This window comes from Dietzia sp. NCCP-2495 (assembly GCF_026011735.1).
Lineage (GTDB): Bacteria > Actinomycetota > Actinomycetes > Mycobacteriales > Mycobacteriaceae > Dietzia.
On the sequence record NZ_BRVN01000006.1, the window covers coordinates 158,514 to 168,233 of the forward strand.

Sequence of the window (9,720 nt, forward strand, 5' to 3'; positions counted from 1 at the left end):
TATCCAACGCGGCAGGTCGGGGAATCATTGCCGTTTCGTGTACGCCGACAGCGAACGCCCGGACCGGCCACGGGCCGCCCCGGGCGAGTCGGACTGTCGTAGTGCCGGGGCAGACTGTACGAAGCTGCGACGGCGGCGTTCCCGCGCGAACGGAGGTGAGCATGTTCGACCTTGACCACATCGGTCGCGGCCTGCCCTTCGCCGAGGCCCTGCCCGACTTACGGGACGCGCTCTCCTCGGCCGGAACCGCGGTCGTCCAGGCCCCACCGGGGACCGGTAAGACCACGCTCGTCCCGCCCGCAGTCGCAAACCATGTCGTCGTCGGCGTCGTCAGCACCGGCCACGACACGACCGACGGTGGCGGCACCGAGCGCGTCGTGGTGACCCAGCCCCGCCGCGTGGCCGCCCGCTCCGCGGCCCGGCGGCTGGCCGCCCTGACCGGCACCGAACTCGGCAGCGCGGTGGGCTACTCGGTTCGCGGTGACTCGCGGGTCGGCCGGGACACCCGGGTGGAATTCGTGACGCCCGGCGTCCTGGTGCGTCGACTGATCGCCGATCCGGACCTGCCCGGCGTGGGGGCCGTGGTGCTCGACGAGGTCCACGAACGTGATGTCGAGTCCGACCTCGCTTTTGCCCTCCTGTGCGAGTTGCGCGAGCTCCGGGACGACCTGCCGGTGGTGGCGATGTCGGCTACCGTGGAGGCCGACCGCTTCGCCCGGCTGCTCGACGGTGCCGATGGCGCAGCCGGAGCCGACACCGGCGCCGACTCGAGCGGGCACCCGTCCGCCCCGGTCGTCGACGTGCCGGCCGTCCTCCACCCGCTCGAGATCACCTACGCCCCCGCGCCGGTCCCCCGCCTCGACGCCCGCGGTGTGACCGACGGATTCCTCGAGCACGTCGCCGCCGTGACCGCGGACGAGGTCGCCGCGCACGGCCACGACACGCTGGTGTTCCTGCCCGGCGTGCGTGAGATCGACCGTGTCATCAGGGCTCTCGGCGCCCGCCTCGGCGACACCGCGGAGATCCTGCCGCTGCACGGAGGGCTCGACCCGGCGGCCCAGGACCGCGCGGTGTCCGGTCGCACTGCTGAGCGCACTGCCGGGAGCGGGGCGCGGCCGCGCGTGGTGGTGTCGACCGACCTCGCCGAGTCCTCGCTCACCGTGCCGGGCGTGCGTGCCGTGGTGGATGCCTGCCTGAGCCGCGAGCCCCGCCGGGACACCGCCCGCGACATGACCGGACTGGTCACCGTGTCGGCATCCAGGGACTCGTGTGTCCAGCGCGCCGGCCGTGCCGCCCGCCTGGGGCCGGGTCGCGCGATCCGGTGCCTCACCGAGCAGGAGTTCTCGCGCCTGCCGTCCCACCGTGCGCCGGCGATCGCCACGTCCGATCTGACGACCTTCGCCCTCGACGTGGCGTGTTGGGGCGCACCGCGTGGCGAGGGCCTCGCCCTGCCGGACGCCCCGCCGGTCGGCGAGATCTCGCGCGCGGAGTCGGTGCTCCGGGGGCTCGGCGCAGTGGATCAGGATGGCCGCGCCACCGATCGCGGGAGGGATCTGGCCCGCGTTCCCGCCGACCCCCGCCACGCGCGGGCCCTGCTCGACGGTGCCGGCCTGGTGGGGTCGCGCACCGCCGCCGAGGTGGTGGCGGCACTGGCCTCCGGTCGCCGCTCCCCCGGTGGGGACCTGGCCGCGGATCTGCGGACGCTGCGTACGGGCCGCGCGCCGGATGCGGGTGCGTGGCAGCAGCAGGCCCGCCGCCTGGAACAGATCGAGCGCGGGGGCGACGGTCGCAGTCGACGTGGATCAAGTGACGGCGGGTACGGAGCAAGCGACGGCGGTCGTGGGAGGAGCGGCGGCGGGTACGGAGCAAGCGACGACCGGCGTGGATTGAGCGGCGGCGCCGGGAACCCCGACGACGCCGTGGGACTGGTCGTGGCCCTCGCCCACCCGGACCGCGTCGCGCGCCGCCGCGGCGACCAGTACACCCTCGCCTCGGGAACCGGTGCCGTCCTGCCACCCGGCTCAGCCCTGACCGGCCACGAATGGCTCGCCGTGGCCGAGGTCGGCCGCGCCTCGGGACGCGCCGCCGGAGAGACCGGAGCCGTGATCCGCGCGGCCGCCGCACTGCGCGTCGACGACGCGCTCGACGCAGCGTCCCACCTGGTCGACGACGACGAGACCGCATCATTCTCCGGTGGAGCCCTCACCGGGCGACGCGTGAGGCGCCTCGGCGCGATCGAGCTGTCCTCTACACCCGTCAGGCCGTCGCATGCCTCGGCCGTCGACGCCGTGTCCGCCGCCGTCCGGGCCGGCGGACTGGCAGCGCTGAATCCCGACGACGACGCGGACACCCTGTGGCGCCGCCTCGCACTGGCGCACTCCGTGCTCGGTGAGCCGTGGCCGGACGTCTCCTCCGACGCCCTCGCCGACAGGCTCGAGGAGTGGCTGGGACCCGAGCTCGCCACCCTGGCGACGGGAGGGAAGATGGCGGGACGGGACATCGGCCCCGCGTTGAGGCGACTGCTCACCTGGCCCGAGGCCGGGAGGTTCGACGAGCTGGTGCCGGAGAGGCTGACTGTGCCCTCGTCGTCGTCATACCGGGTCGACTACCCCCTCCCCGACTCCGGCGACGCGCCGGTCCTCGCGGTGAAACTCCAGGAGTGCTTCGGCTGGACCACCTCCCCGCGGATCTGCGACGGACGGGTACCGGTGACCGTCCACCTGCTCTCCCCCGCCGGCCGACCACTCGCGGTGACGCGCGACCTCGAGTTCTTCTGGCGCGAGGCGTATCCCGGCGTGCGTGCGGAGATGCGGGGGCGGTACCCCAAGCACCCGTGGCCGGAGGATCCGATGAGCGCGGAGCCGACGCGGCACACCAACCGACGGCGGTGACTGCGGCGGATGGCGTCATTACCATAACGAGGCACGGAGTGGTGGATTAACCTTCTTTTCAGTCGTAGGCTGTGAGGCATATCACTGATGGCGTCGACGTCGGAAGGGTGATTGTCATGACCGCCTACACACATCCCGCACCGCACCGTACGGCCCTGCCCACCAGAGCGCCGGCCCAGGCAGGGATCATCCCGCACGTCACCAACCGGATCGGGGCCCTCGCCGCCGCGACCGGGCTCGCGCTCGCACTGATCAGCCTCTACGTGCCGTGGCTCAACACCAGTAGCGGCGAGACGATCACCGGTGTCGGCATCACCGAGATCATCGACGTCCGCAGCGTCGCGCCGATCCTCTTCCTGGGACTGGTCGTGATGATGTTCCTCGTGATCGTCACCACGGTGACCAGGCTCGGCGCGTTCGCGATCGCCGGCGCGATCATCGGTGGACTGATCCTGCTCGGGCACGTGACGTTCATGTGGACGCTCATGTCCTCGACCGGATCCGGCCAACCGATGCTCTCGGGCCTGCCGTCGGACACCTCACTGTCCTACGGGGCGTTCGTCGCGCTGGTCGGGTTCATCCTCGTGGCCGGCGGATCGGCTTGGGCCGCGCGATCGGCCGAGTACGTCCTGCCGGACCTCGAATCCGCCCGGCCGACGCATCACCGGCACTGAGCAGTCCGCCAGGCCCGCACGGCTCTCACCGTGCGGGCCCTCCCTTTCGGGGACCGTCAGAGTGCAGGCTCTCCCCTATCGGGGGCTGTCAGAACACCACGACCGTCTCGCCCACCTCGAGCCGGTCGAAGTAGGTGACCGCCGCGTCGTGCTCGAGGTGGATGCAGCCGTGGGAATCGATGTTCGAGTCGCCCTCGTGGAACGCGATCCCGCCCACGAAGTACACCGAATACGGCATGGGCGCGTTGTCGAAGATCCGGCTCACCTCATCGCGGACCTTGCGCGTGACCTGGAACGTCCCCGGAGGCGTCTCCCAGCCCGGCCGGCCGTGCGAGATCGGGACCGGCCCGTAGCTCAGACGACCGTCCTCCTGCAGCCAGCTCCGCTCCCCGTCCAAGTCGATGCAGGCGTCGGCCGTCCGCGGGCACGGGCTCTCCGGCGTCGGGTCCGGTGGCGTCGGAGGAGCGGGAGGCGCCGGGACCAGACCCGGTGGCGGGGTGATGCCGGCGGCCTCGAGCGCCCCACCCACCGCCGTGCGGGCGTCGGCCTCGGCCCGCGCGGAACCGGCCTGCGCCTGGGCCGAGCCCGCCTGCGCCTGAGCAAAAGCCTGCTCGAGCTGCGGTGGCAACGCGCCGGGGGCCTGGGCCGACGCCACTGGCGCGGCGGCTGCTGCCATCGCGAGTGCTGCGGCGGCCGCGAGAACGGGGCGGGCGAGGCGTCTGGTCATGAGCGGAGTATCTCCCACCCACATCACCGGGCCGCGCACCGTGGGGTCACGGTCCGATCTCGACGGCGCCTCCGCGCCTGCGGCATCGACGCGGCGATGAATACTCTGTTCTCCATGAGCGACGCCCCACCGTCACGGCCCCGACTGCCGTTGCCCCGACTGTCCGCACCGGCCGAGCGGACACTGGCCGGAGCCGGGATCACCGACCTCACCCAACTGGACGGCATGGCGGAGAAGGACGTGCTCGCCCTGCACGGGCTCGGCCCGGCTCAACTGGGCGTCCTGCGCCACGCGCTGACAGAGGCAGGGCTGGCGTTCACCGACCCGATCGCCCGACCGACGCCCACGGGACGCAACGACAACACGGCACTGGCGGCCTCGACGGTGTCTCCGCGAGACTGGATCAACTCACTGCCCGCTGGCCGGCGAGTCGAGGACGGGCTCCGACTCCTGGCGCTCTTCGACGAGGTCACCGGCGAAAAGGCCACGATGTGGGGGCCCTCGCCCTCGATCGTCGGATATGGCCACCATCACTACGTGTACGACACCGGCCGCGAGGGCGACACCTGCCGCGTCGGGTTCTCGCCCCGCGCCTCGGCGATCTCGCTGTACGGACTCCTCGGAATCCCCGGTCAGAACGACTTTCTCGACCGACTCGGCCCGCACAAGACCGGAAAGGGCTGCCTGTACGTGACGCGCCTGTCCGGGATCGACGAGCAGGCACTGCGTGACATGGTCGACACCGCATGGGCGCGGGGCGACGCCGGTTGACGCTAGGGTGACCGCATGTCCACGCGGAGCACACCCCGGCCTGGCCGGATCCACGTCGCAGCGCTCGCGGCCTCAGCGCTGGTCGGTGCGGCGGGCGCGGCCACGGCCGCCAGTGGTGACACCCGTGCCGACGACGACACGGTGACCGCCACCGGCCACGCCACCCAGACCGGGCCGGACCACTCCGCGCCGGGTGAGGAGTCGACGCACGCTGACGTGGTGCTCGACGAGCGGCCGCAGCCGGTGACCGTCGACGCCCAGTTGATCGAGTCCGTCGCCCGGCAGGTGCTCCTCGAGCAGTCGCAGCCGGAGAATCTCACGAACACCGATCTCATCGCCAGGGACGTCCTCTCCCAGGCCCCCGCCACCCCGGCCGACGCCGAACGGCTGACCCGCGAGGCCATGTTGGGATTCGGTCCCGGCGCTCCGGTGGACCTCGGTCCCGAGGCCGCGCCCGTGCTGGCACCGCCGCAGTGCCCGCCCACCGCCCGCGCCTGCATCGACGTGGACGGCAAGGTCACCTGGATGCTCGACAACGGTCGTGTCACCTACGGACCGGTCCCCACCACCACGGGTCGCCCGGGACACGAGACCGAGCGGGGCACACACCACGTGATCCGGCACGTCCGGCACGACCACAGCATCCCGTTCGACTCCCCCATGCCGTACTCGACGTACTTCACGACCGGCGGTATCGCCTTCCACGAGGGTCGGCTCGACGAGCCGTCGCACGGGTGCATCCACCTCGACCAGCAGGCGGCCGCCCACTTCTTTGACGAGGTCGTCGCTTATTGAGCGGTCTCGCCTCTCAGGGGATCGAGTCGTAGACCACGCACGCGGTGGCGGCCAGGGCGACCACAACCGCCGCCGACCCGACCGAGATCAACCGGTCCCCCCGACGCGACGCCACCGCCAGGAGCACCACCGCCAGGAGCGCTTCGACTCTCCAGGCTGGCCCTCCGATCAGGAGGAGACCGTAGGTCGCCTCGCCTCCGACGATTCCGGGCACCACTCCGGCCGCGAGCGCACCCTTGCGACCGGCCGTCATTGATATGGCACCAGTCGCGCCACAGATCACTCCGGCGGCCGGCCCCACGGTCATCCACAATGCGAGCTCAGACGGGGACGTCGAGGCGGCATGCACCGCGAGCCAGGGGATCAGCACCCCGACCATCGCGGCCACACCTGCAAGTGCCCCGTCGACGGCCCGATAGCCACGGCTCCGACCGGCGACGAGGCAGACCACTCCCCAAAGTGCGCTCGTACCGGCGAGTACCGCCCACCGATCGGGCAGCAGCCAGTGCGTCGCGGTGAGCAGTACACCTGCCCCCAACCCGAGGACCAACGCCCGTACCAACACCCTGGCGCCGATCAGGGAGTTCGAGCTGCCGCCGGTCAGTCGCGCGGGAGCGGCTTGACCATCGGGAACAGGATGGTCTCGCGGATACCCAACCCGGTCAGTGCCATGAGGAGCCGGTCGATTCCCATTCCGAGGCCGGCCGACGGCGGCATGCCCTGCTCCATCGCGGCGAGGAAGTCCTCGTCGAGCACCATCGCCTCGTCGTCGCCCGCCGCGGCCAGTCGCGCCTGGTCCTCGAAGCGCTGACGCTGGATGACCGGGTCCACGAGCTCGGAGTAGGCCGTCGCCAGTTCGAATCCTCGGACGTAGAGGTCCCACTTCTCGGTGACACCGCGATCGGTGCGGTGGTCGCGGGTGAGCGGGGACGTCTCGACCGGGAAGTCGCGGACGAAGACCGGGCCCTCGAGCTGGTCGGCACACAGATGCTCCCAGATCTCCTCGACGAGCTTGCCGTGCAGCCAGCCCTGGCCCGTGGGCACCTCGAGGCCGATCTTGTCGGCGAGAGCGGTGAGGTCCTCGACGGACGTGTCGACGGTGACCGTCTCGGCGCCGGCGGTGGCGAGCTCGGGGTGCTTGCGCTGCAGCGCCTCGTTGAGCGAGGGGTACATCTTCATCTCGCGCCACTGGCCACCGAGATCGAACTCGGTGCCGTCCACGAGAGTGACCGTGGTCGAGCCGAACACTTCGGTCGCGATCTCCTGGATGACCTCGCGGATCATCGTGGCGGCCGTGTCGTAGTCGCCGTACGCCTGGTAGGTCTCGAGCATCGCGAACTCGGGGCTGTGCGACGAGTCGACGCCCTCGTTGCGGAAGTTGCGGTTGATCTCGAAGACCCGCTCGATGCCGCCCACGACACAGCGCTTGAGGTAAAGCTCGGGCGCGATGCGCAGGTAGAGGTCCAGGTCCAGCGCGTTGGAGTGGGTGACGAACGGCCGGGCCGCGGCGCCGCCGTGGAGCGTCTGCAGCATCGGGGTCTCGACCTCGAGGAAGCCGCGCTTCTCCAGCGCGTGCCGCAGGGCGCGGACCACCTTGATGCGCAGGACGGCGTTGCGGCGGGCCTGGTCCCGCATGATCAGGTCCGTGTAGCGCTGACGGACCCGGGTGTCCTCACTGAGTTCCTTGTGCGCGACCGGCAGCGGACGCAGCGACTTGGCGGCCAGCACCCAGGAGTCGGCCATGACGGAGAGCTCGCCGCGCTTGGAGCGCACGACCCGACCGGTCACGGAGACAAAATCGCCGAGGTCGACGTCCTGCTTCCAGGCGTCTAGCTGCTCCTGGCCGACGTTGGCCAGCGAGAGCATCGCCTGCAGCTGCGGGGCGAAGCCGCTCGGCTCGCCCTCGACGGCCGGGGCGGACAGGTCCGCGTCGGGGTCGACACCGTCCTGGAGGCGGACGAAGCAGAGCTTGCCGGTGTTGCGCACGAAGAGCACGCGGCCGGCCACCGACACCTCGACGTCGGTCTCCTCACCGGGCTCGAGCTCCGCGAAACGCGGGTCCGAGGTGATCTCGGAGAGCCCGTGCGTGCGCGGCACGTCGACGGGGTAGGCCTGCCCTCCCGACTCCAGCAGTCGCGCCCGCTTGTCGCGGCGGATACGCAGCTGCTCAGGGGTGTCGTCTGCGGGCTCGTCCTGGACGGCCCCGGTCGCGGCGGGAGTCGAGTCGGTCACGACATCCGAGGATAGTCGCCGCCTGAGCATAAGTCGCGGCAGGGCGACCTCTGGGGGCAGTGCCTCCGGACGGTCGTCACCTCCACCGGAGACGGTCACGCCCTGGCACGGCCGGGTCGAGGCGGCGCGGTGGGATCAGTGCGCGGAGATCGCCGACCGTTCACGCAGGAGGTGCTCGGCGTTCGAGAGCAGTGCCAGGGCGCGGGCCTGGCGCAGGGCGTCGTGGCCACCGTCGACGGCACGGATCCCGCGCACTCCCCGCGAGGCGAGCTCGAGCGCGAACAGTTCGGCGTCGAGGCCGTCGTCGCTCACCAGGAGGACCGGTCGACCTCCGAACACCGCCGCGAGCGGCGCCGGCGAGGACGGATCGAGGAGGTCGACGACCGGGCGGGCCTCGACTGCGACGGCGCCGGCGAGAACCCCCTGGCGCTCACGCTGCGCGCGGGAGCGGATGTCCACGACGAGGGCTCCGGCGCGGACCGCCGAGGCGTAGTCGGAGGCGTCGATGGTCAGGGCTGTGTTGACAGTCGTGGTGGTGACGGTGGTGGCGAATGCGGTGGTCATGCGGGGCTCCCGGAAGTGGTGACGGCTGGATCGCGAGGGACTGCCGAGCCGGGACACCTGAAGCGCACGTGCGCGAATGTCGCCGGACCGGCCGAGGGCATTCGTCGCATCTGCATGACGCCAATAATAGACAGACCGGTCTATCTAGATCAAGGACCACCACAGCCCCCCACCCCTACGGGCTGGCATCTCCAAGTTAGTTGATGCATCATGCAACTGCGACAAACGAGAACACCCCAGCACTCACACCGATCGAAGGAGACCTCCATGACCACCGCTCCCGCTCGTCAGCCCGCCGTCTTCATCGGTCACGGCGCACCCACCAATGCGCTCGAGGACAACAAGTGGACCCGCGAGTGGCGGGCCATCGGCCAGTCCCTTCCCGAGAAGCCGCGCGCGATCCTGGCCGTCTCCGCGCACTGGTACATCAACGCCACCGCGGTGACCGCCATGTCCGCCCCGCGCACGATCCACGACTTCTACGGTTTCTCCCGCGAGCTCACCGAGTTCGAGTACCCGGCGTCCGGCGCGCCTGAACTCGCCGCCGAGGTCGCGGAGATCGCCAAGCCGACCTGGATCGGCGTCGACAAGGACTCATGGGGACTGGACCACGGGACCTGGTCCGTCCTGACGCACATGTTCCCGGACGCCGATGTGCCGGTCGCCCAGCTCTCCGTCGATGCGGGCAAGCCGGCGAGCTACCACTTCGAGCTCGGCGCCAAGCTCTCCGCCCTCCGCGACTCGGGTGTACTCGTGCTCGCCAGTGGCAACGTCGTGCACAACCTGTCGATCATCGACCCCTCCCGCGGCGATACCGGCGCGGACTGGGCCCGCCGCTTCGACGATGCCGCCCAGGAACTGCTCACCGAGAACCCCGAGAACATCCTCAAGCTGATCGAACACCCCGACATCCGCCTGGCCGTGCCCACCGCCGACCATTTCCTGCCGCTGCTCTACACCGCGGGTATGGCCGCCGGCGGTGAGGAGAAGCTGGACGCGTTCACCAAGGACTACCTCTGGGGTTCGCTCTCGATGACCAGCTACCGCTCGGCGGCCTGACCCCCGT

General features: G+C 71.0%; 9 protein-coding genes. 5 read left to right on the top strand and 4 right to left on the bottom strand.

Annotated features, from left to right (window positions below; genetic code table 11):
- Positions 1-161 precede the first annotated feature (161 nt).
- Entirely contained in the window at positions 162-2,891 is a 2,730-nt protein-coding gene (locus tag OPF83_RS08120; protein WP_264886852.1) for an ATP-dependent RNA helicase, read from the top strand.
- Positions 2,892-3,007: 116 nt separating this feature from the next.
- Entirely contained in the window at positions 3,008-3,565 is a 558-nt protein-coding gene (locus OPF83_RS08125) for a hypothetical protein (RefSeq protein ID WP_264886853.1), read from the top strand.
- Positions 3,566-3,653: 88 nt separating this feature from the next.
- On the opposite strand, the gene OPF83_RS08130 is transcribed toward OPF83_RS08125, so the two are convergent.
- The gene (locus OPF83_RS08130; protein WP_264886855.1) at positions 3,654-4,292 is read right to left on the bottom strand and encodes a L,D-transpeptidase; all 639 of its coding nucleotides are present in this window, start codon (positions 4,290-4,292) and stop codon (positions 3,654-3,656) included.
- A gap of 114 nt (positions 4,293-4,406) precedes the next feature.
- Here OPF83_RS08130 and OPF83_RS08135 point away from each other — a divergent pair, with 114 nt between their 5' ends.
- A complete protein-coding gene (locus OPF83_RS08135) occupies positions 4,407-5,063 on the top strand; it encodes a DUF1801 domain-containing protein (RefSeq protein ID WP_264886856.1) in 657 nt (218 codons plus the stop codon).
- A 15-nt stretch (positions 5,064-5,078) separates the two neighbouring features.
- Positions 5,079-5,858 carry a L,D-transpeptidase gene (locus tag OPF83_RS08140; protein WP_264886857.1) on the top strand — a complete coding sequence of 260 codons (780 nt, stop codon included), beginning with the start codon at positions 5,079-5,081 and terminating at the stop codon, positions 5,856-5,858.
- Between the two features lie 13 nt (positions 5,859-5,871).
- On the opposite strand, the gene OPF83_RS08145 is transcribed toward OPF83_RS08140, so the two are convergent.
- The 3 genes from OPF83_RS08145 to OPF83_RS08155 form a co-directional block, all read right to left on the bottom strand.
- A complete protein-coding gene (locus OPF83_RS08145) occupies positions 5,872-6,423 on the bottom strand; it encodes a DUF6518 family protein (protein ID WP_264886858.1) in 552 nt (183 codons plus the stop codon).
- Between the two features lie 35 nt (positions 6,424-6,458).
- Positions 6,459-8,090, bottom strand: coding sequence for a lysine--tRNA ligase (gene lysS, locus OPF83_RS08150; protein WP_264886859.1), 1,632 nt, complete (start codon positions 8,088-8,090; stop codon positions 6,459-6,461).
- Positions 8,091-8,225: 135 nt separating this feature from the next.
- The gene (locus OPF83_RS08155) at positions 8,226-8,654 is read right to left on the bottom strand and encodes a rhodanese-like domain-containing protein (protein WP_264886860.1); all 429 of its coding nucleotides are present in this window, start codon (positions 8,652-8,654) and stop codon (positions 8,226-8,228) included.
- Between the two features lie 267 nt (positions 8,655-8,921).
- Here OPF83_RS08155 and ygiD point away from each other — a divergent pair, with 267 nt between their 5' ends.
- Entirely contained in the window at positions 8,922-9,713 is a 792-nt protein-coding gene (ygiD, locus tag OPF83_RS08160) for a 4,5-DOPA dioxygenase extradiol (protein WP_264886861.1), read from the top strand.
- The last annotated feature ends 7 nt before the right edge of the window (positions 9,714-9,720 follow it).

What these genes read in the sequence shown, in the direction of transcription:
- OPF83_RS08120 (WP_264886852.1), top strand. Translation starts at nt 162, where the DNA reads ATGTTCGACCTTGACCACATCGGTCGCGGCCTGCCCTTCGCCGAGGCC.
- OPF83_RS08125 (WP_264886853.1), top strand. Translation starts at nt 3,008, where the DNA reads ATGACCGCCTACACACATCCCGCACCGCACCGTACGGCCCTGCCCACC.
- OPF83_RS08130 (WP_264886855.1), bottom strand. Translation starts at nt 4,292, where the DNA reads ATGACCAGACGCCTCGCCCGCCCCGTTCTCGCGGCCGCCGCAGCACTC.
- OPF83_RS08135 (WP_264886856.1), top strand. Translation starts at nt 4,407, where the DNA reads ATGAGCGACGCCCCACCGTCACGGCCCCGACTGCCGTTGCCCCGACTG.
- OPF83_RS08140 (WP_264886857.1), top strand. Translation starts at nt 5,079, where the DNA reads ATGTCCACGCGGAGCACACCCCGGCCTGGCCGGATCCACGTCGCAGCG.
- OPF83_RS08155 (WP_264886860.1), bottom strand. Translation starts at nt 8,654, where the DNA reads ATGACCACCGCATTCGCCACCACCGTCACCACCACGACTGTCAACACA.
- ygiD (WP_264886861.1), top strand. Translation starts at nt 8,922, where the DNA reads ATGACCACCGCTCCCGCTCGTCAGCCCGCCGTCTTCATCGGTCACGGC.